The organism is Solemya pervernicosa gill symbiont (assembly GCF_002020875.1).
Classification (GTDB): domain Bacteria; phylum Pseudomonadota; class Gammaproteobacteria.
In genome coordinates this window covers 1-21915 of sequence record NZ_MPRL01000024.1, presented here as the reverse complement: position 1 = coordinate 21915, position 21915 = coordinate 1, and the positions used below count along the sequence as shown (strand labels likewise).

At 54.2% G+C, this 21915-nt stretch carries 22 protein-coding genes; 13 read left to right on the top strand and 9 right to left on the bottom strand.

Translation table 11 applies throughout. From position 1 onward, the window contains the following. Positions 1-64: 64 nt before the first annotated feature. Complete coding sequence (locus BOW52_RS07545; RefSeq protein WP_078483487.1) at positions 65-1156, top strand: HD domain-containing phosphohydrolase; 1092 nt, start codon at positions 65-67, stop codon at positions 1154-1156. A gap of 32 nt (positions 1157-1188) precedes the next feature. Here the strand turns inward: BOW52_RS07545 and BOW52_RS07540 are convergent, their stop codons facing one another. Next, the gene (locus BOW52_RS07540; RefSeq protein WP_078483482.1) at positions 1189-2652 is read right to left on the bottom strand and encodes a lipase maturation factor family protein; all 1464 of its coding nucleotides are present in this window, start codon (positions 2650-2652) and stop codon (positions 1189-1191) included. A gap of 112 nt (positions 2653-2764) precedes the next feature. Between BOW52_RS07540 and BOW52_RS07535 the strand changes: the two genes are divergently transcribed. The 3 genes from BOW52_RS07535 (at position 2765) to BOW52_RS07525 (ending at position 4712) form a co-directional block, all read left to right on the top strand. Then, the gene (locus tag BOW52_RS07535; RefSeq protein ID WP_078483481.1) at positions 2765-3277 is read left to right on the top strand and encodes a hypothetical protein; all 513 of its coding nucleotides are present in this window, start codon (positions 2765-2767) and stop codon (positions 3275-3277) included. Between the two features lie 347 nt (positions 3278-3624). Beyond that, positions 3625-3819 (top strand): hypothetical protein, encoded by a 195-nt coding sequence (locus tag BOW52_RS07530; RefSeq protein WP_135622135.1) that lies wholly within the window; start codon positions 3625-3627, stop codon positions 3817-3819. 59 nt (positions 3820-3878) lie between these two features. Continuing rightward, positions 3879-4712: a sterol desaturase family protein gene (locus BOW52_RS07525; RefSeq protein ID WP_135622134.1), complete on the top strand. Its 834-nt coding sequence runs from the start codon at positions 3879-3881 to the stop codon at positions 4710-4712. Here the strand turns inward: BOW52_RS07525 and BOW52_RS07520 are convergent. Further along, positions 4689-5606, bottom strand: coding sequence for an ATP-grasp fold amidoligase family protein (locus BOW52_RS07520; RefSeq protein ID WP_078483478.1), 918 nt, complete (start codon positions 5604-5606; stop codon positions 4689-4691). The genes BOW52_RS07525 and BOW52_RS07520 overlap by 24 nt on opposite strands. A 191-nt stretch (positions 5607-5797) precedes the next feature. On the opposite strand from BOW52_RS07520, the gene BOW52_RS07515 reads away from it, so the two are divergent. Both BOW52_RS07515 and BOW52_RS07510 read left to right on the top strand, forming a co-directional pair. After that, on the top strand, positions 5798-6508 hold the full coding sequence (locus BOW52_RS07515; protein ID WP_078483477.1) for a hypothetical protein: 711 nt from the start codon (positions 5798-5800) through the stop codon (positions 6506-6508). A 188-nt stretch (positions 6509-6696) separates the two neighbouring features. Continuing rightward, on the top strand, positions 6697-7395 hold the full coding sequence (locus tag BOW52_RS07510) for a HoxN/HupN/NixA family nickel/cobalt transporter (RefSeq protein ID WP_172840234.1): 699 nt from the start codon (positions 6697-6699) through the stop codon (positions 7393-7395). 398 nt (positions 7396-7793) lie between these two features. On the opposite strand, the gene BOW52_RS07505 is transcribed toward BOW52_RS07510, so the two are convergent. From BOW52_RS07505 to BOW52_RS07475, 7 genes are all read right to left on the bottom strand, one after another. Further along, the gene (locus tag BOW52_RS07505; protein WP_078483475.1) at positions 7794-8687 is read right to left on the bottom strand and encodes a diguanylate cyclase; all 894 of its coding nucleotides are present in this window, start codon (positions 8685-8687) and stop codon (positions 7794-7796) included. Between the two features lie 201 nt (positions 8688-8888). After that, positions 8889-11660, bottom strand: a complete 2772-nt coding sequence (gene ppdK, locus BOW52_RS07500; RefSeq protein WP_078483474.1) for a pyruvate, phosphate dikinase — start codon at positions 11658-11660, stop codon at positions 8889-8891. Between the two features lie 182 nt (positions 11661-11842). Further along, a complete protein-coding gene (gene hypE / locus BOW52_RS07495; RefSeq protein ID WP_078483473.1) occupies positions 11843-12859 on the bottom strand; it encodes a hydrogenase expression/formation protein HypE in 1017 nt (338 codons plus the stop codon). A gap of 28 nt (positions 12860-12887) precedes the next feature. Next, positions 12888-13994 (bottom strand): hydrogenase formation protein HypD, encoded by a 1107-nt coding sequence (gene hypD, locus BOW52_RS07490; RefSeq protein WP_078483472.1) that lies wholly within the window; start codon positions 13992-13994, stop codon positions 12888-12890. 9 nt (positions 13995-14003) lie between these two features. Then, on the bottom strand, positions 14004-14855 hold the full coding sequence (gene hypB, locus BOW52_RS07485; protein ID WP_078483471.1) for a hydrogenase nickel incorporation protein HypB: 852 nt from the start codon (positions 14853-14855) through the stop codon (positions 14004-14006). A 29-nt stretch (positions 14856-14884) separates the two neighbouring features. Next, positions 14885-15241 carry a hydrogenase maturation nickel metallochaperone HypA/HybF gene (locus BOW52_RS07480; RefSeq protein WP_078483470.1) on the bottom strand — a complete coding sequence of 119 codons (357 nt, stop codon included), beginning with the start codon at positions 15239-15241 and terminating at the stop codon, positions 14885-14887. Beyond that, the gene (locus BOW52_RS07475) at positions 15234-15464 is read right to left on the bottom strand and encodes a HypC/HybG/HupF family hydrogenase formation chaperone (protein WP_078483469.1); all 231 of its coding nucleotides are present in this window, start codon (positions 15462-15464) and stop codon (positions 15234-15236) included. Before BOW52_RS07475 ends, BOW52_RS07480 begins: the two co-directional genes overlap by 8 nt. Before the next feature lie 184 nt (positions 15465-15648). On the opposite strand from BOW52_RS07475, the gene BOW52_RS07470 reads away from it, so the two are divergent. From BOW52_RS07470 to BOW52_RS07440, 7 genes are read left to right on the top strand one after another with little or no spacing between them, the layout of a single operon-like run. After that, positions 15649-16137, top strand: coding sequence for a HyaD/HybD family hydrogenase maturation endopeptidase (locus BOW52_RS07470; RefSeq protein WP_078483468.1), 489 nt, complete (start codon positions 15649-15651; stop codon positions 16135-16137). Beyond that, complete coding sequence (locus BOW52_RS07465; RefSeq protein ID WP_236725668.1) at positions 16127-16528, top strand: hydrogenase expression/formation protein; 402 nt, start codon at positions 16127-16129, stop codon at positions 16526-16528. The genes BOW52_RS07470 and BOW52_RS07465 overlap by 11 nt, the downstream gene beginning before the upstream one ends. Positions 16529-16570: 42 nt before the next feature. Further along, positions 16571-17662, top strand: coding sequence for a hydrogenase small subunit (locus tag BOW52_RS07460; RefSeq protein ID WP_078483467.1), 1092 nt, complete (start codon positions 16571-16573; stop codon positions 17660-17662). A 2-nt stretch (positions 17663-17664) separates the two neighbouring features. After that, positions 17665-18327, top strand: a complete 663-nt coding sequence (locus tag BOW52_RS07455; protein WP_078483466.1) for a hypothetical protein — start codon at positions 17665-17667, stop codon at positions 18325-18327. Next, complete coding sequence (locus BOW52_RS07450; protein ID WP_078483465.1) at positions 18324-19604, top strand: (Fe-S)-binding protein; 1281 nt, start codon at positions 18324-18326, stop codon at positions 19602-19604. Before BOW52_RS07455 ends, BOW52_RS07450 begins: the two co-directional genes overlap by 4 nt. Next, on the top strand, positions 19601-20059 hold the full coding sequence (locus tag BOW52_RS07445; protein ID WP_078483464.1) for a hypothetical protein: 459 nt from the start codon (positions 19601-19603) through the stop codon (positions 20057-20059). The genes BOW52_RS07450 and BOW52_RS07445 overlap by 4 nt, the downstream gene beginning before the upstream one ends. 25 nt (positions 20060-20084) lie before the next feature. Further along, positions 20085-21806: a nickel-dependent hydrogenase large subunit gene (locus tag BOW52_RS07440; RefSeq protein WP_078483463.1), complete on the top strand. Its 1722-nt coding sequence runs from the start codon at positions 20085-20087 to the stop codon at positions 21804-21806. Positions 21807-21915: the final 109 nt, after the last annotated feature.

Sequence of the window (21915 nt, the reverse complement as noted above, 5' to 3'; positions counted from 1 at the left end):
CATGTAGCTGTAATATAAGGAAATTATAGGTGTTGGATGAGATGTCCAAATGGAGCATGGAGCAATGAATTTACGACCGAAGATTCTGATTGTTGATGACGTAACCGAGAATATTCACTTTCTCATGAATATTCTTAAGGATGATTACTCGATCAACGCTGCGACTAGCGGTGAAAAGGCGCTGGAGTTAGCACGCAAGAGCTCTCCTCCAGACCTGATTCTGCTCGATATCATGATGCCGGGCATGGATGGTTATGAGGTCTGTGCCACGCTCAAGGCCGACAAAGAGACCGCCGGAATTCCAATTATTTTTGTCACTTCTCTCGATGAGGTATCCGATGAGAGTAAGGGGTTGCACCTCGGCGCGGTCGACTACCTGACCAAACCGGTCATTCCAGAGCTGGTGAAATCACGCGTATTCAATCAGATTGAATTGAAACGCTATCGTGACCACCTGGAGGTGTTGGTTGACCAGCGAACGACGCAGTTGAAGGTATCGAAAGAGGCAACCATCGAAGCGATGGGTATTGTGGCCGAAAACCGTGATCCGGAGACTGGTGGGCATATTCAACGAACCAAAGAGTATGTGCGTCTGCTCTCTGAGGCGCTGGCGACACGGGCAAAGTATAGAGGGCGGCTTACCGATCGTAATATCGAACTGATCTACCACTCGGCTCCTCTTCATGACCTCGGTAAGGTCGCAATCTCCGATAGCATCCTGCTAAAACCCGGTAAATTGACCAAAGATGAGTTCGAGGTGATGAAGCATCACACTACCATTGGCGAAAATACCATTCTGTTAACCCAGCAACGACTACCTGAGACTCAAATGCTTGATGTGGCACGTGAGATCGCGGGCGGTCACCATGAAAAGTGGAATGGCCTGGGTTATCCGCGCGGCCTCAAGGGAGATATGATCCCCCTCTCTGCCCGTATGATGGCGCTGGCAGATGTCTATGATGCACTGATTAGCCGCAGACCCTATAAAGAGCCGATGCTCCACAGTGAGGTCTATCCGATGATTCTCGAGGGGGCTGGATCACACTTTGATCCTGATGTGGTTGAGGCCTTTATCGAACAGGTCGACTATTTCAAAGCGACCTCTGAGCAGATTGTTGATGCGCCCGAAGAGGCGGTATTACATAAGGTGGGGTGAGGCTTTTGTTAACCTCAGCAGCATGACCTGCGTTATGGCGATCTTGGTACTACATTCGGAAACTCACCCAAATACTTCCGCTGCCACCACTCACCAGTGACGTTCTTTGTTTGCCAGTCGGTGAAGTGGTAACGGTAGACCAGTACCCGTAGGTAGCGAGGTGCTGCTCGCCCTTCAAAGGGATTCTCTCTCAGTAGTGCCGTTACTTTTGGTTCGTTTTTCGATAGCTGCCACATAAAGCGATGGAACCAACCGGTCATCTGCGGATTCTGTGGTGGTACGAACCAGATCATCCAGTCGAGACGTGGATCGTGGGGTATATGGATGGCCGGTTTCTCATCAAGCACCTGTGGTTTGTAGTTGAAGATGTAAGGTTGCCAATCTGTACCATCGTAACTCCCTTCGATTTGTAACTCGTGGCGTTCGGTCTGCATGTTGGGAAAGATGTGAAAGACGTGGCCGACGCCATAACGACTGCCGAGTTGTGAGAACTGTTGTAGCTGTGGGTTGAGTGTCACGCCGCCAAAGAGCTTTAGTGCCATTGAAATACTAACAACAATAATGGCTCCTCCCGTAACACCCTGGATAAGACGCCCCGGTATGGTTGGGCGTGCGACCTCTGTCTGTCTGAAGATGTGGTTTCTGAGCCTTGAGGGCATGATGCGTTCGATAATTCGGTCATCGAGCAGAAAGAGGCATAGCAGGATTGTGAGCAGGTTGACGAAGTTGTGATTGCTGGTGGCAATGATGATTAGCTGCACGATGATAGTGACCACCGCTGCGGTGATGCGGAAGCGGCGTGGCAAGAAGATGAAAAAGGGGATCAGCAATTCGGCGATCAGCACCCCTGCGGTGCCGCCGACATGGAGCCAATGCGGTAGCTGGTGGGCAAACCAGGAGCCGAAGTGGGGGAGTGGCTGGGTTTCGAAATAGTATTGCAGGGTGGTGAGATTGGCCCATGTAGGGTCTTCGCTAATGATCTTTGAGAGGCCTGAGAGGAAGCGCAGCCTAAAGAGCAGCAGATGAAAGAGCAGCAGGCTCAATCCATTGACCCCCTTTGTGAGAAAGATCGCTAGAAAGCCGGTCTCCAGTAGCAGTACATCCCACTGAAAATTCATGAACACCTGACCCGCATGGTAGAGCGAGAGGTAGAGGATAAAGAGCAGGATCAATGAGAGACGTTCATAGAGGCCGAACAGCAGCAACATCGAGAAAATGAAGCCTGCAATTGTTGCCGCGAAGAGGGCGGTATCGGAGCTGTCGAGCCAGAAGAGGGTGGGTGTTGATAACCAGGCGAGCCCGCCCTGTCGGATGAACTGGAAGTTTAGGAATTCACCCATGGGAAGAATACCGCTTGGACCGACTAGCCCTTCGATTTGAACAGTCAGTGAGACAAAAGCGGACGCGTAGATCAGTGCCAGCAGGCGCAGGAAGAGCCAGCCTGTGAGCTGGTAGCCTTCGTCATATTCAAATAGGTAGCGTGGATTCACTATCATCGTCTGCGTTTTTCTCTCTAGTTAAGTCGATAAGTAGCGTGGCATCAATAGCTTGATGGTATATACGAAATGAATGGTATATTTGGCGTCATCATAATTGAGGGTTTTAGTGATGGCGAAGAGTGACAATCAGATGGATCTCTGGGGTCTTCCCGCGGAGCTGGTTGAGCAGAAGGAAGAGGAGAGTCCGACACCGGCGGTTGAGGCTGAGGCGCCTGATCAACCACTCGTTGAGGCTGAAATGAAACTTGAGTCAGATGAGTCTGTGCAACCGAAAGTAGAGATTGAGGCGAAGGTTGAGATTACGCCGAGGCCCAAGGTGAAACCGAAGGCCAAACCGAAGCGATCATCATCCAAACGAGCAGCACCAAAACGTAAGGTTGCCGAGGCCGCTAAGGGGAGGGTGAAACGCGACCTCTTTTCCATGCCTGAACACGACTACGCACTGATCCAGCAGATTCGTCAGCGTGCCATGCGCATGGGGGTGGATTCGAATAAATCTGAGGTGATACGAGCTGGGCTGCGTAACCTGATCTCGCTTGATGATGCGGAGCTGGAAGATGTTTTGTCAGGCGTTGAACGGATGAAGCCGGGACGTCGGGCGAAGGTTGAAACAAACGAATAAAATCCCATTGTTGAAATGGGAATGATATCTGTTGTTCGGGCCAAGATGGCACTAAGAGCTAACGGTATATAGCCTGCTCATGACGGCTAATAACAGTCTTTTTCAATGACATAGCTCCCCATATGTAACTGCAAAATATAAGGTGTATGTAATCACTTGCAACGGCCTAAGCAGACATCGAAGTCAATAACTCTAGTTCAACTAATCTGATGCTGAGTTTGGCGGGGTGAGCTGGTTGTAACTATATGATTACGAAGAGTAAGTTGCCACCATAGACAATGGTGGTGATCGTCTCTAAACTAACGCGGGTATCGAACAACCACTTCACAATTATGGGGCTGATAATAATGAAACTTCTACTTCCTCTTCTAGCACTTATGATGACTGCTCCGGCACACGCACTTTCAATCGTTAGTCTGCATGGTGGCATGGTCGCCCCTATGGCAACCGCTCCTGTTGATACCGCCGTTATCGTTACAAGCCTCTCTCTGCTGGCTGGTGTCATGATCTTTCGCATGATGCGTCGCAACAAAATCAAATAACCCTCTAGCTGTTACTAAGTTTTGTAACCAACCCACAGGCCAATGTGGAGGCTTTCTTGATGGTGACTTTCCTGCAGGAGAATGAGGGAACGGTTCTGTTTGTGGGAATGGTTACTGTGTTGGTCATTGCCGCAATTCTGGAGATGGTCATACCACGTCGTGCGGAGAGTCCAAATATCAATCAGCGCTGGGCCAACAATATTGGTCTGACGGTGATCAATCAGATAAGCGTTAATCTGTTTACGATTGCGATTGCTTGGTGGGGTGAAGAGGCACAGATTGGTCTTCTGAGTAACTCTGAGCTGGGCTTGTTGCCAACGCTACTTCTGGCGATTCTGATCTTTGAGTTTATCGCCTACTGGTTCCACCGGGCACTGCACGTAATTCCCTGGTTGTGGCGTCTTCACGCGGTACACCACTGCGATACCGAACTCGATTTCACCACGACTTACCGAAATCATCCATTGGAGCTCTATGTAAACGCTCCATTTACGATTCCAGTGATTTTATGGGTTGGCTTTTCGGTGGAGATTGTTGTGCTCTATCAGCTGATTAAAACTTCGATCAGTGTGGTGGCACACAGCAATATTCGACTGTCGGAGAGTGTTGATCGGGTCGTGCGATATTTTATTATCACTCCCGATTACCATCGTCTGCACCATTGCAGTGAACGTCGTTATACGGATAGTAATTTCTGTGCCGCTTTCCCAATCTATGACTATCTGTTTGGAACAGCCAGGACACGTACCTATGCAGATCACGAAGTCATGGAGATAGGTCTGGAGTATTTCCGCGCACCGATTGATGGTCGTCTCGATAAGTTGCTTCTGATGCCCTTTATCTGGCGACCTGAGCAAAGCGCATCCCTGTCACGGGAGCCAGAAGCGACCTAGTTCAGCATCATACCTGCCGATGAAACCGGGGCTGCCTCCGCTGTGAGTAAAGGTGAACTCGCTAAAATAGTAATCCTCACCACAGACATAGAAATCTGCTCGCACCTGATCGACTGAATGGCATAGCTGCACAAGGGATTTGAGTATGGAGGAGGGTGGAGGCGGTATATTGCTCCTCTGCTTCGCATAACGTTTAATAGCCTTCTCTGATCCCGGTTCGAGTTTTTGCCACTGCTCGTCATAAAGAAGGTGGGTTATCCCGTCATGGTGGAAATCCCGAAAAAATACCATCGCAAAGCGATAACAGCCGTTGAATAGAAATAGCTGTAGTTCGTAGTCGATCGGTTCGATGTGTTGTTCGAAGATTATCCCCGGTTTGACGAAGCTGTATTGCCTCTCTTTTAGACGGCGCTTCATCTGGCGTCTGGATTGAAACCAGGCGTCGGCGATACTGCGAAGATGATCTGTGTCTGCCACAACTTCAGCGTGTGTTAGATCACGATTGCCCCCCTGAATGGTTCCGCTCTTCACCAGGAGTGACATATCCCAGCCGTGAGTCGCCTTCATCACGTAGGTGGCGGGTAGATTGTTCGCATCGATCTCATCGATTGAATGGACGATTTGATAGCTCTCTGCCGTTTTGAAGTGTTGAGCAACCACCTCTTTAACCCGGCCTTTATCTACCCAGCTGCTGTAATTGATGAGTGGATTGGGGTGACGACAGCGCCAGGAGACCTTCTCAGAAAAGGTGAGCTGCTCCCAGTTAGACGGTTTTTTGATATCTCTGGATCGGAAGCGGCCAATACGATATCCAAGCGCTATTAGTAGGGTCCGGGGTAGGTGCTGGATTTGGTAGAGGTACGCCCCGATTCTATTGGTAGTTCGTTGACTCATCGGCGCAATCAGCTCTGGTCCATTGGTACTGTGATGGTCAACTACTCTATCAAACCGGGGTGGTGAGACAAATGTATGCAAGGTGATCTATGCAGTGTTCTGCGCTGTGAGTATGTCATCTGAAAATGGCCGTACACGATCACTCTTTCATTGCCTATGCTTACAGTGATCAGCATAGAACGAGATGAGGCATGGCACGCTTCCGAGATATTTCACTCTGTGTTCTCAGTATGGTTCAACTCCTGTTACCAGTGCAGACAGATGCTCAGGCGCTCAATGGTGATGCGCTAGAGCGCTGGTTTGAGAGTGATGAGCTTGAGACGCCTTATGAGGACAGAGGCGGTGATGGTGAATTGCAGTTTCTGCAGCCAGCACCTGATCAGAAAATCCCTTTCTCACAGACTAATATCCATCTCACCAACACCAGTCATACCGACGGTTGGGTCTCCATTGAACAGTGCCATGAGGGACTCGACCCCGTCCCTGATGCGGAGGTGGTCTACCGCTTTAAGCAGATGCGTGGATTGCGCGTTACTAAAGTCGAAAATATTAAGAGTGTCTGGATCGATGGACAGTCGGTTCAATTGAAAGATGTGGCAAAGCAGGCAAGGCTCTGTCTCGCATTTGATGCACATTCACTCTTAAGAAGAGAGGGTGGTCGTTATCTTCTTCGCTACGGTCCCTTTCAGCATCGTTTTCTCGATAGCTATTTTCCAATGCACATTCTGCTCACGGTAGACTATTCACAGTCACCACTTGCCCTGGCTGCAGTCACGCCACTCGCAACAGAGGGTTATCGGCTGGAACAAACTGCGCAAAGGTTCTCTGCCGATGCATGGTTTAGGGGCCGGCTGACCATTGAGCTGCAGTTCCAATTTACACCGCGTCGACGTCAACGGTAGGGGGTGATTGGTCTATCCGAATAGATGTGATGAATTTTTGGCGACACTGCTTGCAGTGATTATTTTGACTAATCACAATAGGTGAGGGAGGGGAGTGTGAAGCTTTACTCTCGGCTGATAGCGCAATGTTGAAAGTGGTGCCAGAATGGTCAGGTGGTGATCGATCCTGAATGGGTATTGGGGGAGTGATGGGGGAATCCAGCGTGGTTGCGATCTTGAGTCTGGCCTTTGGGCTTGGGCTGTTACATGCGCTTGATGCCGATCATATTGCAGCCGTGACGGGACTGGCCTCACAGGAGGAGGGCGGTCGTCGACAGGCGCTGCGCTTTTCGCTGATGTGGGCGCTGGGTCACGGCCTGACACTGCTGCTGGTTGGTGTCGCAGTCATCCTGCTTGGAATGGCGATACCCGCGCAGCTGAGCGAATGGGCCGAAACGCTGGTTGGCGTAGTGCTGGTTGTGATCGGTATCGGAGTGTTGCTCGATATCCGTCGCGAAAATGTCCATCTCCACTTCCATCGACACGACAGCGGCCTGCCGCATGCCCACTGGCACCACCACACACCCGGTAGAGAGCATCGTGCATCGCACCATCGTCATCGTCATACCCCCGTGCTTGTTGGCGTGCTGCACGGTGCCGCCGGCTCTGCACCGCTACTGGCCCTACTGCCAATGACCCAGCAGCAAGATCCGTGGTTGGCAATGGGTTATCTATTGCTGTTTGGCGTAGGGGTGCTTGCGAGCATGTTGCTGTTTGGCGGTTTTGTCGAACATCTGTTTAACCATCTCAAGAGACGTGCCAGGCGTCTACTCTATCTGCTGCGCAGTGTGGTGGGACTCTTCTCGATCGGCTTGGGTGGCTGGCTCTTCTATCACGCCTTCGTCTAGTCGCGACCGCGGTAGCGGTTGCAACCACCAAGCAAGATCCCGCTATTGATCACGGCAGATGGCTGACTTCCCCCTATTAGAATCGCAAACCGGGCATCAGAGCTCGTAACGACCAGGCTCATAGTTGATGAAGCGGTTACTCCCGCCTCGGTGAGCTGTGTGCTTGCTCCCAACAGCAAAACTTCGATCAAACACTCCGCGCCAGCTTACGATCTCCGTAGCGATGATTACGCCATCTCCTGCTCGATTTCAGTGTGGTAAATCTACTCTTTGAACGCTTTCGTGAAGTTGTCAGGCTCGCTCAGAGGTGGCGAGTAGATCGGGAGTGACCTCGACAGCGGTGTGACTGACACAAGCGTGGTGTGTAGAGAGAACGAATTATTTTATAGCGACAGTCGTTAAACCCCCTCCTCTTGGTACACCTCTACCCGATTCCTGCCAGCATGTTTGGCATGGTATAGCGCCTCGTCGGCATTTTTGATCGCCGTCTCAATCTCATTGTGGGGCTCGAGTCTGGCGATACCGAATGAGGCCGAGAGGGTGATTGCTTCGCTCCCGATGTGGACAGCGATGTGTTGTGAAAGCCCCTCACGAAGTCGATCGACGATCACACTGGCGGTGGTGAGTTCGGTGTTGTTCATACAGATGAGAAACTCTTCGCCACCGTATCGGTAGACGACATCGTAGGGGCGAATATGTTCCATCACATACTCAGCAAGTGACTTGAGTACGGCATCTCCTACGGGGTGGCCATAGCGGTCGTTGATCTGCTTGAAATGATCGATATCCATAATCGAAATGGTGGCGTTCTGTGCGTTGCGCTTCACCATCTCCAGGATCTGGCGCAATTCACTGAGCATGCTAACGCGATTACGGGCACCGGTGAGCGGGTCGCGGTTATAGAGTGTCTCCTCGATCTCATGTTTGAGAGTCTCGATGTTGAGCCGCAGACGATCGAGCGCATTGGCGAAGTTGTCATACTCCATCGGTGAGGTCGGTTCGTTGTTGAAGCCCGCGAGCAGAAGTCGAGTGGCCAGCTTGTGCATCTGCAGATGCTCACTGCCGATGGAGATAAAGGTGGGGTGTTTGAGCAGCTCCTCGTTGCTGATGCTGTAGTACCACTGACCAAATCGGCACTGTTTAAACGATTCTTCAGCCATATCCCGTTCATCATGAGTCAGGTGACAGGTTAACGATCGAATCAGCTCCTTGTACCAGCGGTCGTGGTTATAGGTGGCCTGATCGAGTTCGCGCAGTGTCGACTCGAGAATTTCGCGGTTCATCTTGAACATGATCACTCCTTGTCAGACCTCTCCAACATATATAGCAACAAATCGGGGAAGGACTAGCAGGTGGTGCGAAGTTGTCGTGATCAGGTAGGCAGCGATTATTAGGGGGTTGCACCGCGAAGAGCGATCTATTCGGATAAATGGGGGGATGGCCGTCAAGCCCACCTCACACCGGAGTGTGGGCTTGATCGATGATCGGCCCGACTATGCCCTGGGGTGTTTTAGACTGGCATGTGCGGTGGCGAGTCTGGCGACCGGCACCCGCGGTGCCGAGCAGGAGACATAGTTCAGGCCGATGCGGTGACAGAAATCAATCGAGGCTGGATGGCCACCGTGTTCACCACAAATGCCGACACTCAGATCGGGTTTGATTTCACGCCCCCACTGCACGGCGAGCTGCATCAGTTTGCCAACGCCCTTTTCGTCTAAAACCTCAAAGGGGTTGTTCTGCAGGATGCCGCTCTTGTTGTACATCGGCAGGAACTTGTTCTCAGCATCCTCGCGCGAGAAGGAGAAGGTCGCCTGGGTGAGGTCGTTGGTACCGAAGGAGAAGAACTCCGCCTCTTCGACCAGTGAGTCGGCACGCATACAGGCGCGTACTACCTCGATCATGGTACCGAAGCGGAAGTTGAGTTTCTGTCCCGACTCCCGCTCCACCTCCTCGCGGATGTGATCGACCATCGTCGCGACGTGATGCAGCTCCTCGGCTGTACAGACCTGTGGCACCATGATCTGCGGGTGGACCTCCATATCCTTGGCGGCACACTCAGCGGTTGCCTCGAGAATGGCGCGCACCTGCATCGAATAGATCTCCGGGAAGGTGATACCGAGCCGCACACCGCGGTGTCCCAGCATCGGATTGGTCTCTGTGAGCATGCGTACCTTCTTCAGCATCAGCTCCTTCTTCTCGATCGCCTGTGTAACCAGATGCTCATCGACAAACTGGCGCATTGAGGCGGCTTCATCTTTACCCTGTTCAGAGTTGTCGAGCAGCATCATCGAGTTGGCCAGCACGGTCAGACCGCTGACTGAATTACTCAGATGGCGCAGGCGCTCGAGATCACTCTCGAGCTGATTCTCTGAGGGGAGGAATTCGTGAATAGGCGGATCGAGTAGACGGATGGTGACCGGTTTGGGGGCCATCACCTCAAACATCGCCTTGAAATCGGCCCGCTGCATCGGTAGCAGGCGGTCGAGTGCCGCCTGACGCTGCGCCTCATCCTCTGCAACAATCATGTCGATTACTACAGGCAAGCGATCAGTGGCGTTAAACATACGTTCAGTTCTGCACAGCCCAATGCCCTGTGCGCCGTAGCGCAGGGCACGGGTGGCATCCAGCGCGGTATCGGCGTTGGTCATCACACGTAGATAGGAGACCTCATCGGCCCAGTGCAATAACAGATTAAGCTCTTCGGTGAACTCAGGCTCGACCTTCTCGAGGGTACCGAGATAGACGTTACCGCTACTGCCATCGATGGTGATGATGTCGCCTTCACTGATAATGTGATCACCGATGCGCGCCTCACGCCGCTGTACGTCGACCGAGATTCCTTCGGCACCTGCCACACAGGGTTTACCCATGCCGCGAGCGACCACCGCCGCGTGTGAGGTCTTACCGCCACGACTGGTGAGAATGCCCTGGGCGGCGAAGAAGCCGTGGATATCCTCCGGCTTGGTCTCTTCGCGCAGCAGGATGATCTCCTTGCCCTGCTGCTTACCGACAATCTCAGCCCGGTCGGCATCGAAGATCGCCATGCCGCTGGCGGCACCGGGGGAGGCGGGCAGACCCTGAGCCACGGGGGCGATCCGATTGTGTGGGTTGAGACGTGGGTAGAGCATCTGCTCGAGGTGGGTCGGATCGATGCGCAGCAGAGCCTGCTCTTTGGTGATCAGCCCCTCATCGACCATCTCAACCGAGGTGCGTACCATCGCTATTGCATTCATCTTGCCGTTACGGGTCTGCAAGCAGTAGAGGATGCCACGTTCGATGGTGAACTCGAAGTCCTGGATCTCGTGGTAGTGGTTCTCCAGATTCTGTCGTAGCTGCTCGAGCTGACGCGCCATCTCTGGCATCTCATCGGCCAGCTTGTCGATCGGTTTTGGGGTGCGGATTCCGGCCACTACATCCTCACCCTGGGCGTTGACCAGATACTCACCATAGAGCTTGTTCTCCCCCGTGCCGGGGTTGCGGGTAAAGGCGACACCGGTGGCCGAATCATCGCCACGGTTACCGAACACCATGGTGCAGATGTTGACCGCCGTGCCATTGGCCATGTCGGGGGTGATCTTGAATTCACGGCGGTAGTCGACCGCGCGTTTCCCCGACCAGGAGCCGAATACCGCCTTGATTGCGATCTCCAGCTGCTCGTAGGGATCTTCGGGGAAGGGGCGACCGGTGTGGTTCTGGAAGACGGTGAGGAAACGCTCACTGATCTCCTTCAGGTCGGCACCCGAGAGGCCGACATCGGCGGTGACGTGGGCGTTCTGTTTGACCGCCTCGAACTCGGCATCGAAGAGTTCATCAGGCACATTCAGGGCGACCTTGCCAAAGAGCTGAATGAAACGGCGATAGGCGTCGTAACCGAAACGCTCATCGCCGGTTTGAGCGATTACACCCTGTAGCGTTTCGGTGTTGAGGCCAAGGTTGAGAATGGTATCCATCATGCCCGGCATCGACATCGCCGAGCCGGAGCGGACCGAGACGAGCAGCGGGTTTTCGGCATCGCCAAACCCCTTGCCGGTCTCTGCCTCAACGGCGGCCATCTGCGCTCGCACCTGAGCCATCACACCCTCAGGTAGCTGCTGGGTAGAGCTATCGAGGTAGTCGAGGCAGGTGGCGGTGGTGATGACAAAGCCGGGGGGGACGTTGAGCCCGAACTGGGTCATCTCGCAGAGATTGGCGCCCTTGCCGCCGAGCAGCTGCTTGTCTTTTCCATCACCCTCTTTAAACGAATAGACGTATGTTGGTTGGCTCATGATCTGATTCCCTAATCAAATTAGTTGTTGGTGAACGTTGCTTGGCCCTATCTGATGATGTAGTCGAGGCCGCACCGTTTTCCAGAAGTAGCTGTTATCTGTCTTGGAGATATATTTAGCGAATTACGATATCTGTGTGACAGCAATGTCGATGATTCCCTTTGGAGAGAGGTCGTGCTTAATTAGCAAATACGCGGAAGCGGCTCATCCTCGAGCTCTTCGATGTAGCGCTCGCCCCCCAGCTCGGTCTGCAGGATGACGGGGCCCGCTTCGGCAATCTCACCGATGATGGCGGCCTCTTTTCCCTGTTCAAGGGCTTGCCACTCTGACAGCAGTTGGTCACTACCTTCGGCGGCGGCAACGGCTACCACGCGACCTTCACAGGCGAGATAGAGTGGGTCGTAGCCAAGCATCTCACAGACGGCACGGACGGGATCACGCAGGGGTAGCTCCGACTCATTGAGACGGACCGAGTAGCCCGTGTTGCGGTTGATCTCGTGACAGACGGTGGCCAGCCCACCGCGGGTCGGATCTCGCATGAAACGCAGTGCCGAGTGTCCGCTGAGGGCACTGGTGAGTGGATAGACGTTGGCGCTATCGGACTGCAGATCGCCGCTGAGTCCAAACGCCTCGCGCGCCAGCATCACCGCTGTGCCGTGGTCACCGACCGGACCACTGACCAGCAGTTTGTCTCCTGGCTGGATCAGGTTCATGCCGAGATTTAAATTGGGATCACGTACACCGATGCCGGTGGTGGCGAGGTAGAGTCCACTCCCTTCGCCGCGTGGCACTACCTTGGTATCGCCGGCGACGATGGTGATGTTCGCCTCCCGTGCCGCCTCCGCCATGCTGCCGATCAAACGGTGCAGCGTTTCGAACTCCAGCCCCTCTTCGATGAAGGCGTTGACGGTGAGGTGCAGCGGTCGGGCACCCGCCACAGAGAGGTCATTAACGGTGCCGTGGATCGCCAGCGAACCGATGTTGCCACCGGGGAACTCGAGTGGCTTTACGGTGAAACCGTCGGTGGAGACCATCGGTATCCCATCGGGCAGGCTGAGGCTCACGGCGTCGGCATCGGTGTCGAGCTGCGCTGAGGTGGTATCGGTTTTGAAGTGGTGGGCGAAGACCTCACTGATCAGCTCGCGCATGAAGCGTCCGCCGTTGCCGTGGGCGAGGGTGACTCTCTGCTCTGAACTCATACTTTTTTCTTCTTTATTTGTAGTTGCGTTAGCCGTTGGCGACCTGCTGTTCACGAATTCCACCCGCCCACCAGATGCGACACGCCCCTTCATCGGAGACCATGCAGGGTCCGATCGGGTTGCGTGGAGTGCAGGCACTGCCGTAGAGCTTGCACTGGTTGGGGTAGAGGCGACCCAGGACCACCTTGGCGCAGTCGCAACCGGGTGGCATCTGACCGGCGCGGCGGCGCGCCTCGTCACTGTAGTCGGGCAGCTGCTGGCGGGCGTCGTGGGCGGCGTAGCTGGGGTTGAGCCGGAAGCCGGAGTTGGGAATGGTTCCGATACCACGCCAGTTGGCGTCGTAGACCTCCATAACCTGTTCCAACATCTGTTTGGCGCCGCGGTTGCCACCTTCGACCACGACCTGTGGATAGCAGTTGTCGAGGAAGTAGCGCTGATCTTTGAGCTGGCGCAGCACCGAGTAGAAGGCGGCAACCAGACTCTCAGGGTTAAACCCGGCAATCGCCGCCGGGATGTTGTGCTGCTCGACGACAAACTGCCACTCCTCGGGACCCATCACGGTCGAGACGTGGCCGGGTGCAATTAATGCATCAAAACCGGGCGTGTCACTCTCGAGTAACATCGCAACAGCGGGCCAGGTGAGGCGTGCCGAGACGAGCAGCAGCAGGTTGTCAGGTATTCCCTCGGCGACCATTGCTGCAACCGGTGCGGTGGTGGTCTCGAAACCGGCGGCAAAAAAGACCACCGGACGGTCGGGATTCTCTTTGGCGATTTTGACCGCCTCGGTGGGTGAAGCGATCGGCCGAATGTCGGCACCGGCTGATTTCGCCTCATCAAGAGAGCGGATCTCCCCCTTTTTTACATTCACCGGCACGCGCAGCATGTCGCCAAAGGCGACCAGGGTGATCTCTTCGTTGAGTGCCAACTGGATCGCCTCGTAGATATCCTCTTCGGGACAGACACAGACCGGACAGCCGGGGCCGGGGATCAGTTCGATATTCTCCGGCAGCAGGGTGCGCAGACCGGCGGTGGTGATGGAGCGTTCGTGGCCTCCACAGACGTTCATAATGCGAATCTTATCGGTCAGCTCAAGCCGACGGATATCCTCCAACCACTGCTGGGCGGTTGCGCTCATGGTTGCTCCTTATGAGTGACTATGGTCGTGGTGGTGATGGTGTGAATCGGCCTGATGAAGCTCAACCCCCTCGGGCTGAATATTAGGGCGAATGGTCTCGTTATTGGCAACACGTTCACGCTGCGCCTTGATCTCGCTACGCAGCCACTCGAACCACTGCGCCAGTCCAAGTCCCTTTCTCGCTGAGAGCTCAATTACCGGCGCCTCACTGGCGAGGTGGCGAAGGGCGTGCTCCGCCTTGGCGGGATCGAAGTCGTCGAGCACTGCCAGTAGGTCCGACTTGGTCAGCAGCATCAGGTCGGCGGCGCGAAACATCACCGGGTACTTGGCCGGTTTGTCATCCCCCTCGGTGACCGAGAGCAGGGTGATGTTGCGGTGCTGGCCGAGATCGAAGCTGGCGGGACAGACCAGGTTGCCGACATTCTCGATAAAGAGGATATCGATCTTGCTACTGTCGAGCTTGTGCAGGGCGTCGTGAACCATGTGCGCGTCGAGGTGGCAGGCGTTGCCGGTGGTGATCTGGATCGCCGGCACCCCTTTATTACGAATGCGCTCGGCGTCGTTCTCGGTCTCCAGATCACCTTCAATGACGGCGATGGAGAACTCATTCTTGAGTGCCTCAATGGTCGCCTCCAGCAGCGCTGTTTTGCCAGAGCCGGGTGAGGACATCAGGTTGATCGCCAGTGCACCGTGGCGGTCAAAGTGTTCTCGGTTGTGGGCGGCGACGTGATCGTTCTCTGAGAGCAGGTTCTTCAGCACCGTGATCGCGCTCTTGCCATCCTCGGTACGGGTATATTTTCCGTCGTTGGTGACCAGGTGGGCGTTGCCCGATGTGACGTTACAGCCGCAGGTGTCGCACATAGTCTTAATCTCGTCTTAATTGATAGGTGTTAGTTTAAACTGGGTGTATCAAATTCCAGTGATGCCAATACGATCTCATCACCACTGATCAGTTGTGTGTGGTAGTCGCCGCAACTGCCACAGAGCAGCCGGTTTGCGGTGGCATCCGATTCTTCACCGCAACTATTACAACGTACCCGAATGGGCATCGATTCGATCTGAAGTTCGGCCTCTTCGGCGACAGTGCCAGCTGCAGCAATCGGGTAGGCGTGTTGGAGTAGGGGGGCTTCAGCACCCGAAAGGGGGCCAACCTGTAACTTGATCAGTTTCACGGCCGTGGCGTTGTGCTCACGGGCGATCCCCTCGACCTGATCGATCAGCGCCTGACAGAGCGAGAGCTCATGCATGCTCGGCGGCCAGCATCTCGTCGTAGAGTTCCCAGGCCGACTGCGCCTCCTGCTCAGTCATCTTCTGGATCGCGTAGCCGATATGTACCATTACATAGTCGCCCGGTGCGATCTCATCCTCTTGCAACATGAAGAGACTGACGTCTCGCTCGATCCCCTTCGCCTCACAGCGAGCGACATATCTGTCAATGCTGACAATCTTCATCGGTATGCCGAGGCACATGGAGACTCCTGTCACAATAGTGGAAACAGCCATGAATATAGCACCGCTATGGCTTGCTTGTAATGAGCCATGTGCTATTAATTATTTAGTAAATTAGAAGGTAATGAATTTACATAAAGAGTAAAGACTTAGATCAAATAAAAAGTGCTTTATTTTCGTTCTACTGGGGCGTAATTTCACAGTTATGAAAACACTGGTTCTTGGTATTGGAAATACGCTTCTGACGGATGAGGGGGCGGGTATTCACGTCCTTGACTATCTGCGTGAAAAACTCCCCGAACCCGATGGGGTGACCTATCTTGATGGCGGTACGCTCAGCTTCACCCTCGCCGGTGCGGTAGAGGATGCTGATAATCTGATAGTGATTGATGCCGCACAGCTCAAACAGCAGCCCGGTACCGTCGACTGCAAGGTCGATGGCGAGATGGACGCCTTTCTCGGTAGCTGCAAACGTAGTGTGCACGAGGTTGGACTTCTTGATCTGCTCGATATTGCGCGTTTAACAGACACACTTCCAACGCGTCGTGCTCTGGTTGCGATTCAACCCGATGTTATTGACTGGGGCGAGGCGCCGACCGATGCAGTTGCTGCGGCAATCCCACAGGCGGCTCAACACATTATGGATCTGATGGCGCAATGGCAGGTCACGGGAGATACAAACGATGGGATGTGAAGTCTCCGCCAGTTGCGGTACCGAGATTGAGACGGGCAACACGCTACCGATTCTGCACGAAATACAGCACGCACTGCAGCGACTGATCAAAGAGGGTGAGACGACTACCATTGACCTCCGTGCCATCCCGTTGGCGCCGGGTGAGGAGCAACGATTAGAGACGTTGCTGGGCCAGGGTGAGGTGAAGGCGCAGGTTGATGCGCTGGGTGAGACGACTATTCAGGAGTGTGGTGTGGCCGGTGTATGGCTCATTACTCACTTCAATAGCGAAGAGGAGATTCTGGGCAAGTTTATCGAGGTGACAAGCATGCCTTCGATACTTGAATCTCAGCATGAGGATATTCGTGAGGGTGTAGAGCAGCTTTCCAGGCTATTGAATCAAGCTCAATAGTCTATAAAGAGATAACAGAAAAAAGTGTAGGGAGAGAGGGGTATGTCGAAAGATAAGAGTCTGGCGGAGATTCTTCGTAGTCAGGGTGTGTCGCGTCGCGGATTTCTCAAGTTCTGTGCGACCACCGCTTCGATGATGGCGCTGCCGCCAACCATGGCGCCTGCTATCGCTGCGGCACTGGAGAAGGCGAAACGTCCATCGGTGATCTGGCTCTCCTTTCAGGAGTGTACCGGCTGTACTGAGTCACTGACCCGCTCTCATACACCCACGGTTGAGGGGCTGATCTTCGATGCGATCTCTCTTGACTACCACCATACGCTACAGGCCGCCTCGGGTGAGGCTGCAGAGCATGCGCGTGAGGAGGCGATGAAGGAGAACTGGGGCAACTACCTGCTGGTGGTTGATGGTTCGATTCCGCTCGATAATCCCGGTTATTCGACCATCGCAGGTATTAGTAATCTCGAAATGTTGAAAGAGTCGGCCAAGGGCGCTGCGGCAATCGTCTCTGTCGGCAGCTGTGCCGCCTTTGGTGGTCTGCCCAATGCGGCCCCCAACCCCACCGGGGCGGTAGCCGTGACTGACATCATTAAAGACAAACCGATTATCAATGTACCGGGTTGCCCACCGATTCCGGTTGTCATTACCGGCGTGTTGGCCCACTACCTGACCTTTGGCTCAATACCGGAGCTCGATAATCTGGGGCGTCCCAAGGCGTTCTACGGACAGAATATCCACGATCGCTGCTATCGCCGTCCCTTCTATGAGCGTGGTGAGTTCGCTGAGACCTTCGATGATGAGGGGGCGAAAAAGGGGTGGTGTCTGTTCAAGCTTGGCTGTAAGGGACCGATCACCTACAACGCCTGTGCCACCACCAAGTGGAATCAGGGCACCAGCTTCCCGATCGAGTCGGGGCATGGTTGTCTCGGCTGCTCCGAACCGAAGTTCTGGGATATGGGCGGTTTCTACAACGCACTCTCCGAACCAACAATCGATATACGAAAGGCAGGTGGTTATGCACTGGCTGCAGGTGCAGCAATCGGTATCGCAGCGGGTGCGATGAATCGTAGCGGCAAAGCGAAGGCGGCTGCTGCGCATGAAAAGGTTACTGTCGACGACCTCACTAAGGAGGATTAGTAATGAATTCAGCAGAGTTTCTGCTTTGGGTGAGAGGGCCGGGGTTGGGTATTGCCACGGTTATCTTTGCCCTCGGTATGTCTATAAGGGTCGTTGAGATCTTTATGCTCGGGCGTAAGAAAAATCTGGCCAAACTACGTAGCAGCGGTGTGGCTGAAGGTTTTAAAACCATTTTTACCCGTTCGATGATGAATGATCGAAATACACTCAAACGTTCGCTCTTCGTCTATGTTGCCGGGTACACCTTCCACATCGGACTGTTTGTGGCGATTTTCACCTTTGCCCCTCACATTGAACTGATTGATGAGGTGCTGCATTTACGTTGGGGTAGTCTGCCATCGACTGTGGTCGACTTTTTCACCGTGATTGCGATGATTGCACTGATTGCCATCCTGTTCCGTCGTATGACCCATCCGGTACTGAAGTTCCTATCACGTAGAGAAGATTATCTGGTCTGGACGGTGACCTTCCTGCCGCTGCTGACCGGTTATCTCAGCTACCATCATCTGCTCTTGCCCTACACCTGGATGCTGGCAGTTCACATCCTTTCAGTCGAGATATTGATGGTCGTTTTCCCGTTCACCAAGCTGACCCACACCTTTACTACCTTTACCTCTCGTTTCTATAACGGGTCGATATCGGGCCAGAAGGGGGTGCAGTCATGAGTAAAGCTACACTTGAACGTGGCATTAATGCCCTGCGCGAACAGATTGATGCCCCGGTGGCCTCATTTTTCAGTAGCTGTGTTAACTGTGGAATGTGTGCCGATGCCTGCCTCTTCTTTACCGAGACACAGGAGCCATCTTATACACCGATAAACAAACTAGAACCTCTGCGTCGTCTCTGGTCGCAGGAGTTCACCCTGTTTGGTCGGATTAAAAAGATGCTGGGCCTCTCCAAGCCACTCACCGATGCGGAGCTGGAAGCGTGGCGCGAGCCGCTCTATAACGCCTGTAGTCTTTGTGGTCGCTGCACCATGGTCTGTCCGGTTGGGATCGACATCACCTATATGATTCGCAAAATGCGTGAGGGGATGGTTGCCTCGGGCAACGCGCCAGCTGATCTGGCTGCTGCAGCGGGTCGAGCGGTTAATATTGGAAGCCCGATGGGTGTGAAGTTGCCGGCCCTTCAGGCTCAGGCGAGGCATGTGGAGCAGGCGATCGGTATGGAGATCCCATTCGATCAGGAGGGGGCAGAGTATATGATGATGCTCTCCTCAATGGAGATCATGAATTTCCCCGAATATCTCGAGGCGGTGGCCCGAATCTTCAAACAGGCAGGTAAGAGCTGGACCATCTGCTCCGAGGCATTTGAGGCGACCAATACTGGTATCCAGATCGGCTCTTCCGATATTGCCCGTGAACTGGTGGGACGCGTCGTTGCCGGTGCAGAGCGTCTAAAAGTGAAGACGGTCATCAGCCCTGAGTGTGGTCACGCCTATACCGCGATTCGTTGGGAAGGAGCGAACCTGGTAGGCAAGCCCTTCTCGTTTGAAGTTAAGCATATTCTTGAGGTGCTCGATGAGTTCCGTGAAGAGGGGCTGCTTAAGACAGAGGGCTTTGATGAGACGCGCATGACCTTCCACGATCCGTGTCAGCTGGTACGTCGTGGTGGTGTGGTGCAGCAACCACGTAACCTGATGAATATGGTTGCCACCAACTTTGTCGAAATGGATGACCACGGCATCATGAACTGGTGTTGCGGTGCTGGCGGTGGTGTCAGTGCCAATGAGGATGCAGCCGAGGTGAAGATGAAGGCGTTTAACGTTAAGAAACGCCAACTCGATGAACTCAAGGTTGATACTCTCGTCACTGCCTGTGCCAACTGTCGCATTCAGCTTGAAGAGGGGCTGGAGGAGAGTGAGATGGATCTACCGGTAGTTGGACTGACCGAGATGTTGGCAGAGCATCTGGTTGAAGATGGCAAGGCTGGCGAGTCATGAGCGATATCAGTAACGACAGTGAATTACGACAGGCAATCGACAAGCTCGATGCGAGTCACGAACGTGCCATTGCGGCCATGTTTGTGAAGAGTGTGTTGTCGCTGAGTGATGATGGACGTGTGAGTCGTGCGGTCGATGTTGCTGCCGATTTGGAGGCGACCGATGATGCGCTCAACAGCGCCTTCAAGGATGCCAAAAGTGCCGCTATCGATAGCCACACCCGTTGTGGTGCCGATGCAGACTGGACCGAGCAGGCGAGTTACTTTGTGGCGCGTGCTGCGACGGCAGCGGTAGCCCCATCAGGCCAGGTTAAATCGGAAAGTCGTGCCTGGCAGGCGGCGATGAGTAGCCGCATGGCACGCACCTGTCAGACGATTGAAGCCGGTGATGATGCTGAGCAGCAGGAGCGCGAGGCGCAGTATCGTATGTTGTCAGATTTTTTGAACAACCAATAATTACTAGAGATAAGAGAGAAGAGCCATGAGCGAACGCGTTGTCGTCGACCCCATAACCCGCATCGAAGGCCACCTGCGTGTTGAAGCGCAGGTGAATGATGGCAAGATCGAACAGGCCTACTCCTCGGGCACCATGGTGCGCGGAATAGAGCTGATTCTGAAGGGACGTGATCCACGTGACGCCTGGGCCTATGCACAGCGCATCTGCGGTGTCTGTACCCTGGTTCACGGCATCGCTTCGGTGCGAGCAGTTGAGGATGCACTCGACTACAAGGTGCCGCCCAATGCCCAGATTATTCGTAACCTGATGATCGCCGCACAATACGTGCACGACCACGTGATGCACTTCTACCATCTGCATGCACTCGACTGGGTCGATGTGGTCTCGGCGCTCTCGGCAGATCCGAAGGCGACCTCGGCACTGGCACAGCAGGTCTCACCACACTGGCCGAAATCATCGCCTGGTTATTTTGCCGATGTGAAGAAGAGGGTTAAGGACTTTGTCGAGGCAGGTCAGCTCGGTATCTTTGCTAAAGGCTATTGGGGGCATCCAGCCTACAAGCTACCGCCCGAGGCCAATTTGATGGCGGTAGCCCACTACCTTGAGGCACTCACCTGGCAGCGCGATGTGGTGAAGATTCACACCATCTTCGGTGGCAAGAATCCACATCCCAACTTCCTGGTGGGTGGTGTACCGTCGCCGATCGATCTCAACTCCGACTCTGCAATCAATGCCAAACGACTGGCACAGGTGCAGGAGGTGATCGACAAGATGATGGTCTTTGTTGATCAGGTCTACATTCCCGATACCTTGGCCATTGCCGGTTTCTATAAGGATTGGGGGGCACAGGGCGAGGGTGTCGGTAACTTTATGTGTTACGGCGATCTGCCCAAGCACGGTATGGATGATCCCTCATCGTTCATGATCCCGGCGGGCGTGATCCTGGATCGTGATCTCTCCACCATCCACCCGGTCGATATGCAAAATGCCGATGAGATTCAAGAGTTCGTCTCCCACTCCTGGTACGACTATAGCGGTGGTAAGGAGGAGGGGCTTCACCCCTATGACGGTGAGACTAACCTTAACTACACGGGACCAAAACCACCCTATAGCCATCTCGATGTAGATCAGTCCTACTCATGGTTGAAATCACCACGTTGGAAGGGAAAACCGATGGAAGTGGGGCCACTGGCCCGTGTCTTGATGCTCTATGCCAATGGCCATGAGCAGACGAAAGAGCTGGTCAATATGACGCTGAAGACACTCGACGTGCCGGTCGAGGCACTCTTCTCAACCCTGGGCCGGACGGCTGCACGTACGCTCGAGACGAAGATCTACGTTGATGCGATGCAAGGCATGCTCAATGATCTGATAGCCAACATCAAGGCGGGCGATACTAAGACCTTCAACGAAGTGAGTTGGGATCCTTCCAGCTGGCCGAGTGAGGCTCGTGGTGTTGGATATATGGAGGCGCCTCGCGGTGCGCTGGCACACTGGCTGGTAATCAAAGATGGTCTGATCGATAACTACCAGGCGGTAGTACCGAGTACCTGGAATGCTGGACCAAGAGATCCCAAAGGACAGGCGGGGCCCTATGAGGCAGCGCTCCAGGGGCATGAGCTGCACGATGCCAAACAGCCAATAGAGATCCTGCGCACCATTCACAGTTTTGACCCCTGCATTGCCTGTGCGGTACATGTCACAGACCCGGATGGAGAGGAGCTGGTCAAGGTCAAGGTTCGTTAATCAACCTCGACCTGCGCTGACCGCCATGGATAGCGAAGCGAAGGCGGTTAGTCCGCGATAGTCGACGCCGTCTGCCTATTCGTAGTTGAGAGCGCGAGCGAACGACGAA

Excerpts from the sequence above, each read along its gene's own strand:
- BOW52_RS07545 (WP_078483487.1), top strand. The coding sequence starts at position 65 with ATGAATTTACGACCGAAGATTCTGATTGTTGATGACGTAACCGAGAAT.
- BOW52_RS07540 (WP_078483482.1), bottom strand. The coding sequence starts at position 2,652 with ATGATAGTGAATCCACGCTACCTATTTGAATATGACGAAGGCTACCAG.
- BOW52_RS07535 (WP_078483481.1), top strand. The coding sequence starts at position 2,765 with ATGGCGAAGAGTGACAATCAGATGGATCTCTGGGGTCTTCCCGCGGAG.
- BOW52_RS07530 (WP_135622135.1), top strand. The coding sequence starts at position 3,625 with ATGAAACTTCTACTTCCTCTTCTAGCACTTATGATGACTGCTCCGGCA.
- BOW52_RS07525 (WP_135622134.1), top strand. The coding sequence starts at position 3,879 with ATGGTGACTTTCCTGCAGGAGAATGAGGGAACGGTTCTGTTTGTGGGA.
- BOW52_RS07520 (WP_078483478.1), bottom strand. The coding sequence starts at position 5,606 with ATGAGTCAACGAACTACCAATAGAATCGGGGCGTACCTCTACCAAATC.
- BOW52_RS07515 (WP_078483477.1), top strand. The coding sequence starts at position 5,798 with ATGGCACGCTTCCGAGATATTTCACTCTGTGTTCTCAGTATGGTTCAA.
- BOW52_RS07510 (WP_172840234.1), top strand. The coding sequence starts at position 6,697 with ATGGGGGAATCCAGCGTGGTTGCGATCTTGAGTCTGGCCTTTGGGCTT.
- BOW52_RS07505 (WP_078483475.1), bottom strand. The coding sequence starts at position 8,687 with ATGTTCAAGATGAACCGCGAAATTCTCGAGTCGACACTGCGCGAACTC.
- ppdK (WP_078483474.1), bottom strand. The coding sequence starts at position 11,660 with ATGAGCCAACCAACATACGTCTATTCGTTTAAAGAGGGTGATGGAAAA.
- hypE (WP_078483473.1), bottom strand. The coding sequence starts at position 12,859 with ATGAGTTCAGAGCAGAGAGTCACCCTCGCCCACGGCAACGGCGGACGC.
- hypD (WP_078483472.1), bottom strand. The coding sequence starts at position 13,994 with ATGAGCGCAACCGCCCAGCAGTGGTTGGAGGATATCCGTCGGCTTGAG.
- hypB (WP_078483471.1), bottom strand. The coding sequence starts at position 14,855 with ATGTGCGACACCTGCGGCTGTAACGTCACATCGGGCAACGCCCACCTG.
- BOW52_RS07480 (WP_078483470.1), bottom strand. The coding sequence starts at position 15,241 with ATGCATGAGCTCTCGCTCTGTCAGGCGCTGATCGATCAGGTCGAGGGG.
- BOW52_RS07475 (WP_078483469.1), bottom strand. The coding sequence starts at position 15,464 with ATGTGCCTCGGCATACCGATGAAGATTGTCAGCATTGACAGATATGTC.
- BOW52_RS07470 (WP_078483468.1), top strand. The coding sequence starts at position 15,649 with ATGAAAACACTGGTTCTTGGTATTGGAAATACGCTTCTGACGGATGAG.
- BOW52_RS07465 (WP_236725668.1), top strand. The coding sequence starts at position 16,127 with ATGGGATGTGAAGTCTCCGCCAGTTGCGGTACCGAGATTGAGACGGGC.
- BOW52_RS07460 (WP_078483467.1), top strand. The coding sequence starts at position 16,571 with ATGTCGAAAGATAAGAGTCTGGCGGAGATTCTTCGTAGTCAGGGTGTG.
- BOW52_RS07455 (WP_078483466.1), top strand. The coding sequence starts at position 17,665 with ATGAATTCAGCAGAGTTTCTGCTTTGGGTGAGAGGGCCGGGGTTGGGT.
- BOW52_RS07450 (WP_078483465.1), top strand. The coding sequence starts at position 18,324 with ATGAGTAAAGCTACACTTGAACGTGGCATTAATGCCCTGCGCGAACAG.
- BOW52_RS07445 (WP_078483464.1), top strand. The coding sequence starts at position 19,601 with ATGAGCGATATCAGTAACGACAGTGAATTACGACAGGCAATCGACAAG.
- BOW52_RS07440 (WP_078483463.1), top strand. The coding sequence starts at position 20,085 with ATGAGCGAACGCGTTGTCGTCGACCCCATAACCCGCATCGAAGGCCAC.